At 67.2% G+C, this 17,769-nt stretch carries 16 protein-coding genes; 9 read left to right on the plus strand and 7 right to left on the minus strand.

Going from position 1 to position 17,769, the window contains the following annotated elements:
* Window position 1 precedes the first annotated feature (1 nt).
* Together M5I08_RS07530 and M5I08_RS07535 are read left to right on the plus strand one after the other, a co-directional pair.
* Window positions 2-670, plus strand: coding sequence for a DUF5642 family protein (locus M5I08_RS07530; RefSeq protein ID WP_219066264.1), 669 nt, complete (start codon window positions 2-4; stop codon window positions 668-670).
* A 15-nt stretch (window positions 671-685) separates the two neighbouring features.
* A complete protein-coding gene (locus M5I08_RS07535; RefSeq protein ID WP_219066263.1) occupies window positions 686-1,345 on the plus strand; it encodes a DUF5642 family protein in 660 nt (219 codons plus the stop codon).
* 3 nt (window positions 1,346-1,348) lie between these two features.
* Here M5I08_RS07535 and M5I08_RS07540 read toward each other — a convergent pair whose 3' ends face one another.
* Window positions 1,349-1,954 carry an alpha-ketoglutarate-dependent dioxygenase AlkB gene (locus M5I08_RS07540; RefSeq protein ID WP_219066262.1) on the minus strand — a complete coding sequence of 202 codons (606 nt, stop codon included), beginning with the start codon at window positions 1,952-1,954 and terminating at the stop codon, window positions 1,349-1,351.
* Window positions 1,955-2,240: 286 nt separating this feature from the next.
* Here M5I08_RS07540 and arcA point away from each other — a divergent pair, with 286 nt between their 5' ends.
* Window positions 2,241-3,449: an arginine deiminase gene (gene arcA / locus M5I08_RS07545; protein WP_219066261.1), complete on the plus strand. Its 1,209-nt coding sequence runs from the start codon at window positions 2,241-2,243 to the stop codon at window positions 3,447-3,449.
* A 125-nt stretch (window positions 3,450-3,574) separates the two neighbouring features.
* Here arcA and M5I08_RS07550 read toward each other — a convergent pair whose 3' ends face one another.
* Entirely contained in the window at window positions 3,575-5,125 is a 1,551-nt protein-coding gene (locus M5I08_RS07550; RefSeq protein ID WP_249763182.1) for a dolichyl-phosphate-mannose--protein mannosyltransferase, read from the minus strand.
* A 596-nt stretch (window positions 5,126-5,721) separates the two neighbouring features.
* On the opposite strand from M5I08_RS07550, the gene rsmI reads away from it, so the two are divergent.
* Entirely contained in the window at window positions 5,722-6,570 is an 849-nt protein-coding gene (rsmI, locus tag M5I08_RS07555) for a 16S rRNA (cytidine(1402)-2'-O)-methyltransferase (RefSeq protein WP_219067709.1), read from the plus strand.
* Here rsmI and M5I08_RS07560 read toward each other — a convergent pair.
* From M5I08_RS07560 to metG, 3 genes are all read right to left on the minus strand, one after another.
* Window positions 6,514-7,830, minus strand: coding sequence for an aminodeoxychorismate synthase component I (locus M5I08_RS07560; RefSeq protein ID WP_219067708.1), 1,317 nt, complete (start codon window positions 7,828-7,830; stop codon window positions 6,514-6,516). The two genes, rsmI and M5I08_RS07560, sit on opposite strands and share 57 nt — an antisense overlap.
* A 90-nt stretch (window positions 7,831-7,920) precedes the next feature.
* The gene (locus M5I08_RS07565; RefSeq protein WP_249763183.1) at window positions 7,921-8,700 is read right to left on the minus strand and encodes a sigma factor-like helix-turn-helix DNA-binding protein; all 780 of its coding nucleotides are present in this window, start codon (window positions 8,698-8,700) and stop codon (window positions 7,921-7,923) included.
* Between the two features lie 44 nt (window positions 8,701-8,744).
* Window positions 8,745-10,289: a methionine--tRNA ligase gene (gene metG / locus M5I08_RS07570; protein WP_219067707.1), complete on the minus strand. Its 1,545-nt coding sequence runs from the start codon at window positions 10,287-10,289 to the stop codon at window positions 8,745-8,747.
* Window positions 10,290-10,307: 18 nt separating this feature from the next.
* Here metG and M5I08_RS07575 point away from each other — a divergent pair, with 18 nt between their 5' ends.
* The 5 genes from M5I08_RS07575 to M5I08_RS07595 all read left to right on the plus strand — a co-directional run bounded on the left by M5I08_RS07575 (window position 10,308) and on the right by M5I08_RS07595 (window position 16,309).
* Window positions 10,308-11,153 carry a TatD family hydrolase gene (locus M5I08_RS07575; RefSeq protein WP_219067706.1) on the plus strand — a complete coding sequence of 282 codons (846 nt, stop codon included), beginning with the start codon at window positions 10,308-10,310 and terminating at the stop codon, window positions 11,151-11,153.
* A gap of 180 nt (window positions 11,154-11,333) precedes the next feature.
* A complete protein-coding gene (locus tag M5I08_RS07580) occupies window positions 11,334-12,452 on the plus strand; it encodes a resuscitation-promoting factor (RefSeq protein ID WP_219067705.1) in 1,119 nt (372 codons plus the stop codon).
* Complete coding sequence (gene rsmA, locus M5I08_RS07585; RefSeq protein ID WP_219067704.1) at window positions 12,425-13,360, plus strand: 16S rRNA (adenine(1518)-N(6)/adenine(1519)-N(6))-dimethyltransferase RsmA; 936 nt, start codon at window positions 12,425-12,427, stop codon at window positions 13,358-13,360. Before M5I08_RS07580 ends, rsmA begins: the two co-directional genes overlap by 28 nt.
* Window positions 13,361-13,410: 50 nt before the next feature.
* On the plus strand, window positions 13,411-14,367 hold the full coding sequence (locus tag M5I08_RS07590) for a 4-(cytidine 5'-diphospho)-2-C-methyl-D-erythritol kinase (protein WP_219067703.1): 957 nt from the start codon (window positions 13,411-13,413) through the stop codon (window positions 14,365-14,367).
* Between the two features lie 304 nt (window positions 14,368-14,671).
* On the plus strand, window positions 14,672-16,309 hold the full coding sequence (locus M5I08_RS07595; RefSeq protein ID WP_219067702.1) for a fatty acyl-AMP ligase: 1,638 nt from the start codon (window positions 14,672-14,674) through the stop codon (window positions 16,307-16,309).
* 72 nt (window positions 16,310-16,381) lie between these two features.
* Here the strand turns inward: M5I08_RS07595 and pth are convergent, their stop codons facing one another.
* Window positions 16,382-16,957, minus strand: coding sequence for an aminoacyl-tRNA hydrolase (gene pth / locus M5I08_RS07600; RefSeq protein WP_219067701.1), 576 nt, complete (start codon window positions 16,955-16,957; stop codon window positions 16,382-16,384).
* Between the two features lie 3 nt (window positions 16,958-16,960).
* Window positions 16,961-17,626 (minus strand): 50S ribosomal protein L25/general stress protein Ctc, encoded by a 666-nt coding sequence (locus M5I08_RS07605; RefSeq protein ID WP_219067700.1) that lies wholly within the window; start codon window positions 17,624-17,626, stop codon window positions 16,961-16,963.
* Window positions 17,627-17,769: the final 143 nt, after the last annotated feature.

Here is a 17,769-nt window from a genome sequence, read left to right on the forward strand (position 1 = left end):
CATGCGGCTCTTGGCCGCTGCGGTGGGTGTCGTTATTCTGCTGCTCGGGTCATGTGCGCAGCCACGCCAACCCGCACAGGCGCCGTCGCGTACCGCTTCGGCTCGCCATATCGACCCCGGCAACATCAGACGGATGCGACGCGACCTGCCGCCTGGCTATGAGGTGACCGCCGTTTCGGGCCAGGCCGCTCCACCGGCGATCTGGGGCCTTGGCGGGAATACCGCGTCGACCCCCGCGCGCTGCGCGGCGCTGGCCGACCCGGGCGGCGGTCACGGGCAATCCGCTCAAGGCATTTCGGGTTCCGGTGCAGGCGGCATCCTGTACGCGGTGGTCGCGGCCGCGCCGAGCGGTTCCGTCTCGCTGGATCAGTCCCTGGTTGCCCAGTGCCGAACGTGGACCATGACCAGCAGGCGCGCCACTGCCCGCGTACACCTGGTCGACGCTCCTCGCATCGACGGCGCCGTCACTCTGGGCATGGCTACCGACATCACCACGTCGGTTGAAGGCGGCAACGAAATCGGCTACCGGGCAAACACCTTCACGGCTTATCTTGGCGATTACTACGCGTTCACCACGCTGATCAGTGACCCCGGTTCACCGCAGTCGCCGCTGGGGCCGCAGTTCGCGGCCGACCTGCTGGTGAAAACCGCGTCGACGTTACGCGCCTGAAGGCGGTGCGTTAGATTGACGCGGATGATGCGGATAGCGGTCGGAAGTGCGTGCTTGCTGGTGGCCTGCGCACACGGCTCCTCGGGCAAGGCCCCTTCCGCGGACATCTCCAAGATTTCGCAGGTGGAATCGAGCTTCGGACCCGGATATAAGGTCAAGGACGTCCCGAAAACCGGAATTGATCCCAAGGTGCTCTCAACCCACAAGCTTCCGCCGGGGCTGAGGTTCGACCCTCCCGATTGCTCATCGTTTGTGGTCGGCGAGGACATGCCGCCGGGTCTGCAGGGGAACATGGCCGCCGTCGCCGCCGAGGGCGCCGGCAACCGCTTCATTGTCATGGCCGTGCAGACGTCGCAGCCCGTGCCGTTCAACGAGCCCGGACGCAACTGCAGGAAAGTGGCATTCCAGGGCGGCCGGGTGCGCGGTCTGATCGAGGTCGTCGATGCGCCGCAGATCAAGGGGGCACGGACCCTGGGCGTGCACCGTGTCCTGCAAACGGTGGTCAACGGAAAGCCGCGTAGCGGCGAGCTTTACAACTACTCGGCGCGTTTCGGCGACTATCAGGTGATCATCACCGCCAACCCGCTGCTGCAACCGGACAAGCCGGTCACTGCCGTCGACACCAATCGGGCGCGCGACTTGCTGGTCAAATCCGTCGCGGCAATCCGAAGCTGATTTTTAGCGCACGTCGTTCGGCCGGAACTGGATACTGACCCGGGCGCCGATAGCCGACGACGTTTTGGGAACCGAGTGCTCCCAGGTTCGCTGACAGGAACCGCCCATCACGAGCAGATCGCCATGAGCCTGCGGCAGCCGCAACGAGCGCCCCTGGGAAGGCCGGGCGCGCGGCCGCAGCGCGAAGGTGCGGGTGGCGCCCAGGCTGACGATCGCCACCATGGTGTCCTGGGTGCTGCTGCGGCCGATGGTGTCACCGTGCCACGCGACGCTGTCCGAGCCGTCGCGATACCAGCACAGGCCCACGGTGGTGAACGGCTCGCCCAACTCGCCGGCATAGATGTCGTTGAGCCGCCGGCGTAACCGGCCCAGCCGCGGATGCGGCGGATCCTCGACGGCGAGGTCGTGAAAACTCACCAGGCGGGGCACATCGAGCACGCGGTCGTACATCTTCCGGCGATCGGCTCGCCATGGCACTGCCGTCAGCAGTTCGCTCAACAAGTCGTCGGCGCCGGTCAGCCAACCGGACCGGATGTCGATCCAGGCTCCGTTGCCCAGCGGCCTGCGTTCGTTGCACTCGAACAACGATTCTTGGACCGCAATCGCCACGGGCTCAAGTCTATCGCACACTCGTTCGAACTCGCGCGGCGACGATGCAGAGCGCCACCCGAACCACAGCCGGCCTGGCGAGCACGTCGCCCCGGATTGGACAACGCGCAACTGCGCAGACTTGGCGAGGTTGTCGCGCCAGCCGGCCGACAGCCTCGCCCACCGTCGAAGTGCAACGTTCGACACCGCAACGCCGGCCCGAGCCGACAGTTCGCGCGGAAGCAGTTCCTCGGTGTCGGCAACCTGAACCAAACTTGAGGTGGCGGTTCCGGTTACCGTGCTAAGTGTGAGTAGTGGCGAGCTGGGGTGCAACTCCGAACTGGGCAGGCTCAGGGTAGCCATCCTGCACCGACCAGGCGCCGAACTGCGCCGACTCACGCCGCGCAACAACGATGATCTGCTGTTCGACGGATTGCCCTGGGTCGCAAGGGCGCAGGAAGAACACGATATGTTCGCCGAATTGCTGCGATCCCGCGGCGTCGAGGTGCTGCTGCTGTCCGACCTGCTGACCGAAGCTCTGGTCAGTGGCGCTGCCAGGATGCAGGGCATCGCCGCGTCAGTTGACGCGCTGCGGCTTGGAGTGCCTTTAGCGCATGAGCTCTCGGCCTATCTGCGGGGCCTTGACCCGGCCGCGTTGGCGCATGTGCTGATGGCCGGCATGACGTTCGCCGAGTTGCCTTCAGATGCGCGCGCGGATGACTCGCTGGTGCATCGGATGCATCACGACAACGACTATGTCATCGAGCCGCTGCCTAACCTGGTGTTCACCCGCGACTCGTCGATCTGGGTCGGACCCCGGGTCGTCATCCCGTCGCTGGCGCTTCCTGCGCGTGCGCGTGAGGCGTCGTTGACCGACCTGATCTATGCGCACCACCCGCGGTTCACCGGTGTGCGCCGGGCCTACGAGTCGCGCACCGCGCCCGTGGAAGGCGGTGACGTGTTGTTGCTGGCGCCGGGTGTGATCGCCGTCGGAGTAGGCGAGCGGACCACTCCGGCCGGAGCGGAAGCCTTGGCGCGCAGCCTGTTCGCCGACAACCTGGCCAGCACGGTATTGGCCGTGCCGCTGGCCAGAAAACGAGCGCAGATGCACCTCGACGCGGTGTGCACGATGGTCGACACCGATGCGGTGGTGATGTACGCCAGCATCGTCGACGCGTTGTCCGCCTTCACGATTGAGTGCACGCCCGATGGTGTGAAGATTTTCGACGAAGCGCCGTTCGTCGAAGCCGCGGCCGCCGCGATGGGTATCGACGAGTTGCGCGTCATCGACACCGGGCCCGATGCCCTTGTCGCCGAACGTGAACAGTGGGACGACGGTAACAACACGTTGGCGCTGGCGCCCGGCGTCGTCGTCGCCTATGAGCGCAACGCGCGGACCAACGCTCGTCTTGAGGACGCCGGGGTCGAGGTACTGACGATCGCCGTCTCGGAACTGGGCGCCGGTCGCGGCGGCCCGCGGTGCATGTCCTGTCCCGCGGCCCGCGATCCGCTGTAGGGCCGCATTGAGATTGCGCTCATGGCTGTGCTTTGGGCGATTTCACGACCGTGTGTGCAATTTCAATGGTTCGCGCGAGTCGAGGGCGAGGATCACAGCCCTGGCTGCTGTTTCGGCGCCCAGCGCTACCGCCAACTGGGCAGCCAGATCTCCATGTTCCAGGTGGACTGCGAAATCGGCTGACCGGTGAGCACCGGAAACAGCCACGCGAAGTTGGTCAAAACCAATGCGACGTAGCAGGATACCGCGATCACGCCGAGGGTGCGGCGCTCAGCGCTCTGACCCGGTTTGTAGAGGATGTCGCCGAGGATCAGTGCGATCGCCATCACCAGAAACGGCGCCATGGTGGCCGCGTAGAAGAAGTACATCTGCCGGTCGATGTCGGCGAGCCACGGCAGCCACCCGGCGCAGTAGCCGACCAGTACCGCGGCGTAGCGCCAGTCGCGGCGCACGATCATCCGCCAGCATGCGTAGCCGAGGACTGGCGCCGAAAGCCACCACATCGCCGGTGTGCCGACCAGCATCACCGCTTTGACGCACGACTGCGCGCCGCAACCGGGGACGTTTTGCTGGTCGATGGCGTAGAGCACCGGTCGCAGCGACATCGGCCACGCCCACGGTTTGGATTCCCAAGGATGGTAGTTGCCCGCCGAATTCGTCAGGCCGGCATGGAACTGGTAGGCCTTGGCGGTGTAATGCCACAGTGATCGGATGGCATCGGGTAGCGGGAAATTCGTTTGCGGCCCAATCGATTGGCCGACCTCGTGTCGATCGATGGCGGTCTCGGAGGCGAACCAGGGTGCATAGCTGGCCAGATACACCGCCAGCGGGATGACTAGAAAAGCGTAGGCAGTAGGGACGACGTCGCGGCGGACGACGCCGAGCCACGGGCGCAGCACTTGGTATTGGCGGCGTGCAGCAGCGTCGAACGCCAATGACAGCAACCCGAAGAACACCACGAAGTACAGCCCGGACCACTTTGTCCCACAAGCCAAACCGAGCAGCACGCCGGCGCCGAACCGCCACCAACGTACACCTAGCCGCGGTCCCCACACCGTCTCGTTGCTGCGGCCCTCGGTCAGCGCCACGTGCATCCGCTCGCGCACCTGGTCCCGGTCGACGATCAACGCGCCGAACGCCGCCACCACGAAAAAAGCCAGGAAGCCGTCCAGCAGTGCGGTGCGCGCCACGACAAAGCTGACCCCGTCGCCGATCAGCAGCAGTCCGGCGATGGCGCCGACCAACGTCGAGCGGCTGATCCGTCGCACGATCCGCACGACCAGGCCGACCAGCACAATGCCGAGGACCGCGCCGGTGGACCGCCAGCCCAGCCCGTTGTAGCCGAAGATCGCTTCACCGATCGCGGTCAGTTGCTTGCCCACCGGCGGATGAACGACCAGACCATAGCCGGGGTTGTCCTCCACGCCGTGGTTGTGCAGCATCTGCCACGCCTGCGGCGCGTAATGCTTTTCGTCGAAAATCGGTGTGCCGGCATCGGTCGGTGAACCGAGGTTTATCGTCCGGGTAACCGCTGCAAGAGCAGTGATCACCACCGTCACGACCCAGCCCTCTAACCGGTCGACGGGCCCGAAATCGGGCCTTGGTGTCACCGGCCCGGGGCTGACGAGGGGAACGGACCGCTCGGTAGCGACGAGTTCATCGGGAGGAGCGGTCACGCGACCGATCGTAGGCTGTGGGCGATGACCGCGCGCCGGCGACGATGCAGGGCGAAGCGATGAGGAGGAGCGGCGCATGACCGCGCGCCGGCGACGATGCAGGGCGAAGCGATGAGGAGGAGCGGCGCATGACCGCGCGCCGGCGACGATGCAGGGCGAAGCGATGAGGAGGAGCGGCGCATGACCGCGCGCCGGCGACGATGCAGGGCGAAGCGATGAGGAGGAGCGGCGCATGACCGCGCGCCGGCGACGATGCAGGGCGAAGCGATGAGGAGGAGCGGCGCATGACCGCGCGCCGGCGACGATGCAGGGCGAAGCGATGAGGAGGAGCGGCGCATGACCGCGCGCCGGCGACGATGCAGGGCGAAGCGATGAGGAGGAGCGGCGCATGACCGCGCGCCGGCGACGATGCAGGGCGAAGCGATGAGGAGGAGCGGCGCATGACCGCGCGCCGGCGACGATGCAGGGCGAAGCGATGAGGAGGAGCGGCGCATGACCGCGCGCCGGCGACGATGCAGGGCGAAGCGATGAGGAGGAGCGGCGCATGACCGCGCGCCGGCGACGATGCAGGGCGAAGCGATGAGGAGGAGCGGCGCATGACCGGTGGTCGACTGTTGCTGGGTGCGACGCCGCTCGGTCAGCCGTCCGATGCCTCACCGCGGCTGATCGCCGCGCTGTCGTCGGCCGACATAGTGGCCGCCGAGGACACCCGCCGGGTGCGAACACTGGCCAAGGCGCTCGATGTTCGGATCGGCGGCAATATCGTCAGCTTCTTCGATCACGTCGAGGCGTCCCGCGTGCCTGAGCTGGTCGACGCGATCGGCGCGGGCGCTACGGTGCTGGTGGTCAGCGACGCCGGGATGCCGCTGATCAACGACCCCGGCCACCGGCTGGTGGCGGCGTGCCTCGACGCCGGTCTGCCGGTGCGGTGTCTGCCGGGGCCGTCGGCGGTGACCACCGCGCTGGCGGTCTCGGGCATGCCGTCGGACAAGTTCTGCTTCGAGGGATTTGCGCCGCGCAAGCATTCGGCGCGCAGGGCTTGGCTGGCATCGCTGGCCGACGAGCGGCGCACGACGGTGTTCTTCGAATCGCCGCGCCGGATACCCGCATGCCTGCGTGATGCAGTCGAACAACTCGGCGGCGACCGGCGGGCCGCGGTGTGCCGAGAGCTGACCAAGGTGCACGAGGAAGTGGTGCGCGGAGCGCTGGCCGAACTGGCGGCGTGGGCGGCCGACGGCGTGCTGGGCGAGATCACCGTCGTGCTGGCCGGCGCCATCCCGCGCGCCGACCTGTCGGCGGTGGTGACCCAGGTGAGTGCTCTGGTCGATGCGGGGATGGGCGTCAAAGACGCCTGCGCGCAGGTGATTGCCGCTACGCCGGGAGCACCGTCACGGCGTGAGCTCTACGACGCGGTGCTGCGCGCCGGGCGACGATGCGCGCCGTGAAGCGGCGGGCTGAGGAGGCGGGCAATTGGTTCGCGCAGCTGAGCCGGCACCCGCCTCGAGAATGGGCGCCGCTTTGTGCAGGCATTCGTCCCATTCGGCGTCGGCGTCTGAGTCGGCGGTGATTCCGCCGCCAGAGCCCAGCACCGGGTTACCGGCCGGGTCGAATTCCACGGTGCGGATCGCGACGTTCAGCTCACAGCCGGCGACCGGCGATGCCAAACCGACTGTGCCGCAATATACTCCACGCCTAGCCTGCTCCCACTGCGAAATCAGTTGTCGGGCACGGAGTTTAGGAGTACCGGTAACCGAAGCCGGCGGGAAGGCGGCGTCGAGCAATACCGATGTCGGCAGCTCGACCGGCACCAGCGCCGACACAGTGGACACCAGGTGCCATACGCCCGGCGCGGGCCGCACCACCAGCAGCTCGGGCACGGCCACCGAGCCGGTGACGGCGACGCGACCCAGGTCATTGCGGACCAGGTCCACGATCATGATGTTCTCGGCGACGTCCTTGACCGAGGCTCGCAGCGACGAGGGCGGGGCGTCGAGCGGCAGCGTGCCTTTGATCGGGCTCGATGTGACGACCTCACCGCGACGGCGCAAAAACAGCTCCGGCGACAGCGAGGCCACCGCCCCCCACGGTCCGGCGACGAACGCGGCCCGCGCCGGTGCGGTGCGCGCAACACCGTCGAGGAAGAAATCCAGCGGTTCGCCGGTGATCGTGCCGGCGAACCGGGTGCACACGCAGGCCTGGTAGACCTCGCCCGCGCGGATCGCCTCCAGGCAGGCCAGCACTCCGCTGCGATGCGCCCGACGGTCGGCGGCGTCCCAGTCGATGCGGTAGGGCCGCGGCGACACCGGGCCCGTCAGGGCCTCCGATAGCCACGCCGGCATCGGGGCACCGGACAGGCTCTCGTACCACCACTGCCGGTCACGATCGAGGCGCAGTACGCAGTCCGTCCATCCGCCCGCGGCGTCGGGTATTCGCGGGGGCCGTCCGTCGGCGCCCGGATCGGGGTAAGACAGGTAGCCGATCCAGCCACCGCCCACTGTCGTGCGGTCTGCACCCGGTCGCACGGCGAACGCATCGGCGGTATCGACGGGTCGCACCGACACACTCGGCGCGATCACCGCCAGCGCACCGAACCAGTCACCGGTCAGCGCAGCCGGCGGCGGCAGATCCAGCCGGTTGGTGGCGTCGCCGATGGCGCGCAGCACCTCGGGAGCGCCGCCAAGATCGCCGAGCCGGTCGATTCTCACCTGTCCAGCTTGGTGTGTTGGGCGAGCAGACGCAAAAGCCCCCGACACGCCGAGCTAAAAGGGCTTTTGTGTCTGCTCTGCCGAGGAAGCTCAGCCGCGGCTGAGCTCGTGTGGAGTTGTCAGTCTGGTCAGCTTGTCGGGGTTGCGCATCGCGTAGAAGTTGGTGATCTTGCCGTCGAGGATCTCGATGGTGAACACGCCCTCGAGCAGGTCGCCGCGGTACATCAGGACGGCCGGGGCGGCGTTGCACACCACCATCTCCACGCGGACCTCGGGAATTTGGGCGGCTCGGCCCACCAGCCCGACGACAGCCCGAGCGACTTTTTCGGCTCCGAGCACCGGTCGGCGCGCCGCGCTGGCCTTACCGCCGCTGTCGGCGGTCCATGCCACGTCGGGTGCCAGCGTTGCCATCACGGTCTCGACGTCGCCGCTGGCCGCTGCGGCCATGAACTCTGCGGTGATACGCGCGCTCTGCTCCGGGTCCACCGGCGAAAAGCGCCTGCGCCGGGCCTGCACGTGTTCGCGGGCCCGATGGGCGACTTGCCGCACCGCCGCCACGGATTTGCCTACTGCGGCGGCGATTTCGTCATAATCGAAGCCGAACACCTCGCGCAGCACGAACACTGCACGTTCGTCAGGGCCCAACGTCTCCAGCAGTACCAGCATTGCCATCGAAACCGATTCGGCCAGTATGACGTCCGCCGAGGCGTCCTGCTCCTCGAGCAGCAGCGGCTCGGGCCGCTTGCCGCCCTTGAACCAGAAGTACGAGCCGGGCTCGGTGGCCTCACGGCGGATCGCCCACACCGTCGCCTTGCAGATGGTCTCCTTGAGCGACGCGGTGATCCGGCCACTGATGACGGCAGGCCCCAAATCGCTAGCGCATCAGCGTAATTCCTTCGTGCGCACAGGGCGACTCATTCGGCTTGGTAGCGCGGGAACACGCCGGTGGGCGCCGGCAGCACCGTGCCGGGCGCCAGGCGCGCACCGACCGCGGCGAATGTCCACTGGTCCTCCGGCTGGCCAAGCAATTCCAACAGCTTGCCCGCCGACTCGGGCATCACCGGCTGGATCAACAACGCTGCGATTCGCACCACCTCGCACGTGGTGTAAAGCACGGTAGCGAAACGGATCTGGTCTGCTTCCGAGTCGCTCTTGCGCAACACCCACGGCTGCTGCGCGGAGAAGTATCTGTTCGCACCGCCGAGCATCAGCCAAATCGCCTCAAGTGCCAAATGCATTGCCTGGCAATTGAACTCGGTGCGCACCCGGTCGAGCAGGCCATCGGCGGCAGCCAGCAATTCGGTGTCGTCGGCGGTGAAATCACCTGGCGTCGGGACGATTCCGTCGAGATTCTTCGCCACCATCGACAGCGATCGCTGCGCCAGGTTGCCCAACTCATTGGCCAGGTCGGCGTTGGTCCGGGCGATGATCGCCTCTTCGCTGTAGCTGCCGTCCTGGCCGAAGGGCACTTCGCGCAGGAAGAAGTAGCGCACCTGGTCCACGCCGAACTCGTCGACCAGAGCGACGGGATCGATTACGTTGCCGACCGATTTGCTCATCTTCTCGCCGCTGTTAAGCACGAAGCCGTGCGCGAAAACCCTTCTCGGCAGCTCAATTCCGGCGGACATCAGAAATGCCGGCCAGTAGACGGCGTGGAATCGGATGATGTCCTTGCCGATCATGTGTACGTCGGCCGGCCAATAGCGGCGGAACAGCTCGGAGTCGGTGTGTGGGTAGCCGACTCCGGTGAGGTAGTTGGTCAGCGCGTCGACCCAGACGTACATGACGTGGTCGGGGTGGTCCGGAACCGGCACCCCCCAGTCGAACGACGTGCGCGAGATCGACAGATCTTTCAACCCGCCGGAGACGAAGCTGACCACCTCGTTGCGGCGCACCTGGGGTCCGATGAAGTCCGGATTGGCCTGGTAGTGAGCCAGCAGCTTGTCGCCGTACGCTGACAGCCGGAAGAAATAGGTCTGCTCTTCTGTCCAGGTGACCGGGGTGCCGGTTTCGACGGCGATGCGGGTACCGGTGGCGTCGAGAGCCGTTTCGTCTTCGGTGAAGTAGCGCTCGTCGCGCACCGAATACCAGCCGGAGTAGGTGTCCAGGTAGATGTCGCCGGCATCGGCCATCCGCTGCCAGATGGCCACCGACGCCGCGTGGTGGTCGGCATCGGTGGTGCGGATGAACCGGTCGAACGAGATGTTGAGCTTGTCTTGCAGCCGCTGAAACACGTCGGAGTTCCGCTTGGCAAGGTCTCGCGGCGACAGGCCTTCGGCGGCGGCTGCCTGCGCCATTTTCAGGCCGTGCTCATCGGTTCCGGTCAGGAAGCGCACGTCGAAGCCATCGAGCCGCTTGAAGCGCGCGATGGCGTCCGTGGCGATGTACTCGTAAGCGTGCCCGATGTGCGGGTCGCCGTTCGGGTACGTGATCGCGGTGGTGACGTAGTAGGGCCTCATCGAGACTCACCCTATTGTGTGCGGGTGAGTTCCAAACGCCAGCCGCCGCCGGCTCCCGAGCCGTTGAGCCCGCTGATCGACGCGCACACCCACCTCGACGCGTGCGGCGCGCAGGACGGTGACGACGTGCGCGCGATCGTCAGCCGCGCCGCGGCGGTCGGCGTCGTCGCGGTGGTCACCGTCGCCGACGACCTGGCCTCGGCGCGGTGGGCGACACAGGCCGCCGAGTGGGATCCGCGGGTCTACGCCGCGGTCGCGCTGCACCCGACCCGCGCCGGCGCGCTCACCGATGCCGCCCGAGCCGAGATCGAACGGTTAGCCGACTACCCGCGCGTGGTGGCCATCGGCGAGACCGGGATGGACTTGTACTGGCCGGGCCGGCTGGAGGGGTGCGCGGAGCCGGCGCTGCAGCGGGAGGCCTTCGCGTGGCACATCGATCTGGCCAAACGGACCGGTAAGCCGCTGATGATCCACAACCGGGACGCCGACGCCGCGGTGCTCGACGTGCTGCGTGCCGAGGGCGCGCCGGACACCGTGATCTTCCATTGCTTCTCCTCGGATAGCGATATGGCTCGCGCGTGCGTCGACGGCGGCTGGTTGGTCAGCCTGTCCGGGACGGTGAGTTTCCGTAACGCCCGTGAGCTGCGCGAAGCCGTCCCACTCGTCCCGTTGGCGCAGCTGCTGGTGGAGACCGACGCACCGTTTTTGACCCCGCATCCGCATCGCGGTGCGCCCAACGAGCCATACTGCCTGCCTTACACTGTTCGGGCGCTGGCCGAACTCGTTGATCGGCCGGCCGACGAACTGGCCGAGGCGACCACCGGCAATGCCCGGCGGGCCTACCGACTGGCCGCAGAGGGTTAATAGTCCGTTAATGCGGTGGCCGCGGAGTTGCTCTATCGAGGCCGGTTCGTTACCGTCTTGTGATCGAACGGTGAGGCCCCAGGTGGGCCTTTTGCTTTGTTGACGGATTGCTTTGTTGACGGATTGCTTTGTTGACGGACTGTTACTGAAGTGGTTGCTGAAGTCGGGGATACACGAACATTGAACGTAGTTGCGAAACTCCACCAGGCTCCCTCACCGGCTCTGCGGCTTTTGGTCGCGGGCTTCTTGCTGGTGTTGGCGTTCGCCGGCGGCTATGCCGTCGCCGACTACAAGACGGTGACGCTGACCGTCGACGGAACCGCCATGACCGTGACCACCATGAAGTCGCGGGTGATCGACATCATCAGGGAGAACGGGTTCAGCGTCAGCGAGCGTGACGACCTTTATCCCGCAGCCGGCGAGCGGGCCCGCAACGACGAGAACATCGTGTTGCGGCGCAGCCGACCGCTGCAGATCTCGCTGGACGGCCAGAATGCCGAGCAGGTCTGGACGACGGCGTCGACGGTCGACGAGGCGTTGGCGCAACTGGCGATGACCGACACGGCTCCCGCCGCGGCCTCGCGCGGCAGCCGGGTCCCGCTGGCCGGCATGGCGTTGCCGGTGGTCAGCGCCAAGACGGTCGAACTCGACGACGGCGGTGCGGTGCGCAACGTGCACCTGGCCGCGGCCAGGGTCGGGGACCTGCTGGGCAGCATCGGCGCGCCGCTGTTACAGAGCGACCAGGTCACTCCGGGCGCGGCCGCACCGGTGATCGACGGCATGCACATCCAGGTGACCCGCAACCGCATCGAGAAGATCACCGCGCGGGTTCCGCTGGACCCGCCGAGGCGCCGGATCGAGGACCCGGATATGAACATGGACCGCCAGGTCGTCGAGGACCCAGGTGCCCCAGGCGCCCAGGATGTGACGTTCGCGGTGTCCAAGGTCAACGGCGTCGAAACCGGCCGGCTGCCGGTTGCCAGCCACGTGATTACACCCGCCCGCGAGGCGGTCGTGCGGGTCGGCGCCAAACCCGGCACCGAGACTCCGCCGGTGGGCAACAGAGAAATCTGGGACGCCATCGCGCGCTGCGAGTCCGGCGGAAACTGGGCGATCAACACCGGAAACGGGTACTACGGCGGGGTGCAATTCGACCAAAGCACCTGGGAGCGCAACGGCGGGCTGCGGTATGCCCCACGCGCCGACCTCGCCACGCGCGAAGAACAGATCGCCATTGCCGAGTCGGTACGGGCTGCCCGTGGGGTATCGCCGTGGCCGGTGTGCGGGGGTCGGCGCTGACCATCCGGTTGCTCGGGCGCACCGAGATCCGAAGGTTGGCCGAAGAACTCGAACTGCGGCCCCGCAAAGCGTTGGGACAGAACTTCGTCCACGATGCGAACACGGTGCGACGGGTGGTGTCGGCGTCCGGGGTCAACCGGCACGATCACATCCTGGAGGTCGGCCCCGGCCTGGGCTCGCTCACGCTCGCGCTGCTGGACCGCGGGGCCACCGTCAGCGCCGTCGAGATCGACCCCGTGCTGGCCGCTAGGCTGCCCCAGACCGTTGCCGAGCATTCACACAGCGAAGTCCACCGGCTGACGGTGATCAACCGCGGCGTCTTGTCGATCGGACCCGGCGATCTTGCTGCCGAGCCGACAGCAGTCGTGGCGAACCTGCCCTACAACGTCGCCGTTCCCGCGCTGCTGCACCTGCTGGCCGAATTCCCGTCGCTGCGCACCGTGATGGTGATGGTGCAGGCCGAAGTCGCCGAACGACTGGCGGCCGAACCGGGCGGCAAGGAGTACGGCGTTCCCAGCGTCAAGGTCCGCTATTACGGCCAGGTTCGCCGTCACGGCACGGTGTCGCCGACCGTCTTTTGGCCCATTCCGCGTGTTTATTCGGGCCTGGTGCGCATTGACCGGCATGCAAACCCGCCCTGGCCGACCGACGCGGCCTTTCGTCGAAACGTGTTCAAACTCGTCGATATCGCATTCGCCCAACGGCGCAAGACATCTCGCAACGCGTTCGCCGAGTGGGCGGGTTCGGGCAACGAATCGGCGAGCCGCTTGCTGGCCGCCAGCATCGACCCGGCACGTCGGGGCGAGACGCTGACTATCGACGAATTCGTGCGGCTGTATCAGCGCTCCGGTGATGCTGGCCACACCGACGCCGCGGGCGGCCAGCATCGGCACGCCCCGGCGAGCTAACCGCTCAACGGGTAGGGGTTTGCCGGCCGCGAGCGATAAAGTCGCGTGCGATGCCGACGGACCCGAACACCGCCGCTCAGTGGGCGCCCACTGGGTCGGTTACCGTTCGGGCGCCCGGCAAGATCAACCTCTATTTGGCCGTCGGCGCTCGGCGGGAGAACGGCTATCACGACCTGACGACGGTGTTCCACGCGGTTTCCCTGGTCGACGAGATCACGGTCCGCAACGCCGACGTGCTGTCGCTCGAGATCAGCGGCGAGGGCGCCGGTCAGCTACCCCTCGACGAGCGCAATCTCGCGTGGCAGGCCGCCGAGCTGATGGCTGACCACGTCGGCCGGGCGTCCGATGTCTCGATCGCGATCGACAAGTCCATCCCGGTGGCCGGCGGTATGGGGGGTGGCAGTGCGGACGCGGCGGCGGTGCTGGTCGCGGTCAACGCGCTATGGGAACTCGGCGTGCCGCGCCGCGACCTGCACATGCTCGCCGCGAAGCTGGGCAGCGACGTGCCGTTCGCGCTGAACGGGGGCACCGCGCTGGGCACCGGTCGCGGCGAGGAACTGGCTACTGTGCTGGCCCGCAACACCTTCCATTGGGTGCTGGCGTTCGCCGAGGGTGGGTTGTCCACCCCGGCGGTGTTCGCCGAGCTGGACCGGCTCAGGGAAGTTGGGCAGCCGCCAACGCTCGACGAGCCCGGCCCGCTTCTGGCGGCGCTGGCGGCCGGTGACCCGGAGCGGCTGGCGCCGCTGCTGGGCAATGAACTGCAGGCGGCCGCGCTGAGCAAGGCTCCGGCGTTACGCCGCGTCCTACGCGCCGGCATCGAGGCGGGGGCGCTGGCCGGAATCGTGTCCGGTTCCGGACCGACATGTACGTTTCTGTGCCGGTCTGCACCCGCTGCGGTGGACGTGGGCACCGAGCTGTCCGGGGTCGGTGTTTGCCGCACGGTGCGCGTCGCCAGCGGGCCGGTGCACGGCGCGCGGGTGGTGTCGGCGCCCGGCACCAGTGTGTGACATCGGCCAGAATCGGTGCGTGAGTTTGGCAGTCCCTTAAGAGGAGTTTAAGATGTTGGACGGTGACGGATACCGGTGAAGAAAAGCGCCTGGTTCTCCCGCCCGCCGGCCATGCCGGCGGGCGTTGTGTGAACGCAACCGGTGGTGTCCCCGCTGCAACTGCGACGTTGCGCGAGGTTACTGATTCATCACCGTTTCGAGACGAAATTGCTCCCCAATCGTGGGCAGGCGGCTGCACCAAAGTGTGGTTGAGCAGGAGCAGCATTAGATGCTGGGCGTTGGCACCGGAACCGAGGAGGCTACCGTGAGCAGGTTTACCGAGAACATGTTCCGCAACGCTCACGAGAGCACAAAGGGCATGGTGACCGGCGAGCCGCACCACCCGGTTCGGCGCACCTGGCTCGAGGTGCACGAGCGTGCCCGCCGCGTGGCCGGCGGCCTGGCGGCGGCCGGGATCGGCCACGGTGACGCGATCGGCGTGCTCGCTGGAGCGCCGGTGGAAATCGCGCCGACCGCTCAGGGGCTGTGGATGCGCGGCGCCAGCCTGACCATGCTGCACCAGCCCACACCGCGCACCGACCTCGAGTCGTGGGCCAAGGACACCACGATCGTCGTCGACATGATCGAGGCCAAGGCGGTGGTTGTCTCCGAGCCGTTCATGCCGGCCGTGCCGGTGCTCGCGGGACGCGGTCTCAAAGTGCTGACCATCGAGCAACTGCTGGCGTCCGACCCGATCGACCCTGTCGACACCGATGAGGACGACCTGGCGTTGATGCAGCTGACGTCGGGCTCCACCGGTTCGCCGAAGGCCGTGCACATCACCCACCGCAACATCTACTCCAACGCCGAGGCGATGTTCGTCGCCGCCAAGATGGATCCCAGCGGCAACGATGTGATGCTCAGCTGGCTGCCGTGTTTTCACGACATGGGCATGGTCGGCTTCTTGACCGTGCCGATGTACTTCGGTGTCGAACTGGTCAAGGTCACGCCGATGGACTTCCTGCGCGACACGTTGTTGTGGGCCAAGCTCATCGACAAGTACGGCGGCACCATGACGGCCGCCCCCAACTTCGCCTACGCCCTGTTCGCCAAACGGCTGCGCAACCAGGCCACCCCGGGCCAGTTCGACCTGTCGACTCTGCGCTTCGCGCTCTCCGGCGCCGAGCCGGTGGACCCCGCCGACGTCGAGGATCTGATCGACGCCGGAAAGCCTTTCGGGTTGCGACCCGAGGCCGTCATGCCCGCCTACGGGATGGCCGAAACCACGCTGGCGGTGTCGTTCTCCGAACTCGGCGACGGGCTGGTGGTCGACGACGTGGATGCCGATCTGTTGGCCGCGTTGCGCCGCGCCGTGCCCGCCACCAAGGGCAATACCCGTCGGCTGGCCTCACTCGGGCCGCTGCTGCACGGCATCGAGGCCCGCATCGTCGATGAGAACGGCGCGGTGTTGCCGCCGCGCGGGGTCGGCGTCATCGAGTTGCGCGGTGAGCCGGTCACCCCGGGCTACACCACGATGGGCGGGTTCATCCCGGCGCAGGATGAGCACGGCTGGTATGACACCGGCGACCTCGGCTACCTGATGGAGAACGGCCACATCGTGGTGTGCGGTCGGGTCAAGGACGTCATCATCATGGCCGGCCGCAACATCTATCCGACCGACATCGAGCGCGCCGCTTGCCGGGTCGAGGGCGTCCGACCTGGTTGCGCGGTGGCCGTGCGCCTTGACGCCGGTCATGCCCGCGAGACCTTCGCCGTCGCAGTCGAATCCAACGCGCACCAGGATCCCGCCGAAGTGCGTCGCATCGAGCACCAGGTGGCCCACGAGGTGGTCAGAGAGGTCGACATGCGGCCGCGCAACGTCGTGGTGCTGGGCCCCGGGACGATCCCGAAGACGCCGTCGGGCAAGCTGCGACGGGCCAACTCGGTCACACTGGTCACCTAAAGCTGCGGCGAACAGACGCAGAATCGCACGAATTGGTCGTCGAACGTGCGATTCTGCGTCTGCTCGCGCGGATTACCAGGCGTGTACGCGGTTTTGGGCAGGCACCAGACCCAGCTCGACGAGCAACTCGGTGGCATCGGCGGCCTGCTCGCAAATCGTCGGCACCTCAGGGCGTTCGGCGGCGGTGAAGTTCTCCAGCACGAATGCCGCCGGGTCCTTGCGCCCCGGCGGTCGGCCGATCCCGACCCGCACCCGCTGAAAGTCCTTGTTGCCCAACGCGGCCGCAACCGAGCGCAGCCCGTTGTGACCACCCTCGCCGCCGCCGATTTTCAGCCGGATCTGCCCGAAGTCGATGTCCAGGTCGTCGTGGATGACCACCAGGTCGGCGGCGTCCACCGAATAGAACTTGGCCAGTGGGCCCACTTGGCGGCCGGACTCGTTCATATAGCAGCGCGGCTTGGCCAGCACCACCGACCGTCCACCGAGTCTGCCGGTGACAATCTCCGCGCCTGAACGCTTGTGCGCCTTGAAGGTTGAACCCAGCCGCGCGCCAAGCCGGTCGGCCACCATGAACCCCAGATTGTGCCGGGTCTGGGCATAGGTTGATCCCGGGTTGCCCAGGCCGACCACCAACAGCGGGTCGGCCATGAGCTATTCGGACCCGGGCGCCTCGGCTGCCCTGTCTGCGGAGACCTCCGCTGCCGGCTCCTCGCCCTCCGGCGCCTCGCCGGCGCCTTCGCTCTCGAGATCCGCGGCGGTCGGCGCGTTCACCACGTTGACCACCAGCATGTCCGGGTCGGACACCAAGCTGACCCCCGGAGGCAGCGTGATCTGCCGGGCGGCGAACTGGGTGCCCGGTTCGGCGCCTTCGACCGATACGACCAACTCCTCGGGAATCGAGAACGCCTCGGCCTCGATCTCGACGGTGTTGGCCTCCTGGGTGACCAGAGTGCCGTATGCCGCCTCGCCCTGGACGTCGACGCCGACCTCGACGACCACCTTCTCGCCGCGACGCACCACCAGCAGATCAGCGTGCTGGATGGTGCGGCGGATCGGGTGGATCGCGAGCGCCTTGGTCAGCGCGAGCTGCTCTGTGCCGTCGACGTCGAGGGTCAGCACCGCATTGGCGCCGGAGTGCCGCAGCACCGCGGCGAAGTCGTGTCCGGGCAACTCCAAGTGCTGGGGGTCGGCGCCGTGACCGTAGAGAACCGCGGGAACCTTGCCGTCACGCCGGGCCCGCCGGGACGCGCCTTTGCCCGTCTGGGTGCGTACCGAAACGCTTAGCTGGTTGACCGGCGAAGTCTTAGATTTGGCCATGGTGAAGAGCTCCTGTGTCAGTTTTCCGGGCATGGCGAGAATCGCGACAAACCGCTCAATCGGTCTGAATCGGTCCCCGTCGATAACGGTGGCCTGCCGATGCAGGCCCACCCTCGCCGTGACGCCCGGTCAGGTTAACGCAT

This window comes from Candidatus Mycobacterium methanotrophicum (assembly GCF_023515995.1).
In the GTDB taxonomy this organism is placed as follows: Bacteria; Actinomycetota; Actinomycetes; order Mycobacteriales; family Mycobacteriaceae; genus Mycobacterium; species Mycobacterium methanotrophicum.

Excerpts from the sequence above, each read along its gene's own strand:
- M5I08_RS07530 (WP_219066264.1), top strand. The coding sequence starts at position 2 with ATGCGGCTCTTGGCCGCTGCGGTGGGTGTCGTTATTCTGCTGCTCGGG.
- rsmI (WP_219067709.1), top strand. The coding sequence starts at position 5,722 with ATGACCGGTGGTCGACTGTTGCTGGGTGCGACGCCGCTCGGTCAGCCG.
- metG (WP_219067707.1), bottom strand. The coding sequence starts at position 10,289 with ATGAGGCCCTACTACGTCACCACCGCGATCACGTACCCGAACGGCGAC.
- M5I08_RS07590 (WP_219067703.1), top strand. The coding sequence starts at position 13,411 with ATGCCGACGGACCCGAACACCGCCGCTCAGTGGGCGCCCACTGGGTCG.
- pth (WP_219067701.1), bottom strand. The coding sequence starts at position 16,957 with ATGGCCGACCCGCTGTTGGTGGTCGGCCTGGGCAACCCGGGATCAACC.
- M5I08_RS07605 (WP_219067700.1), bottom strand. The coding sequence starts at position 17,626 with ATGGCCAAATCTAAGACTTCGCCGGTCAACCAGCTAAGCGTTTCGGTA.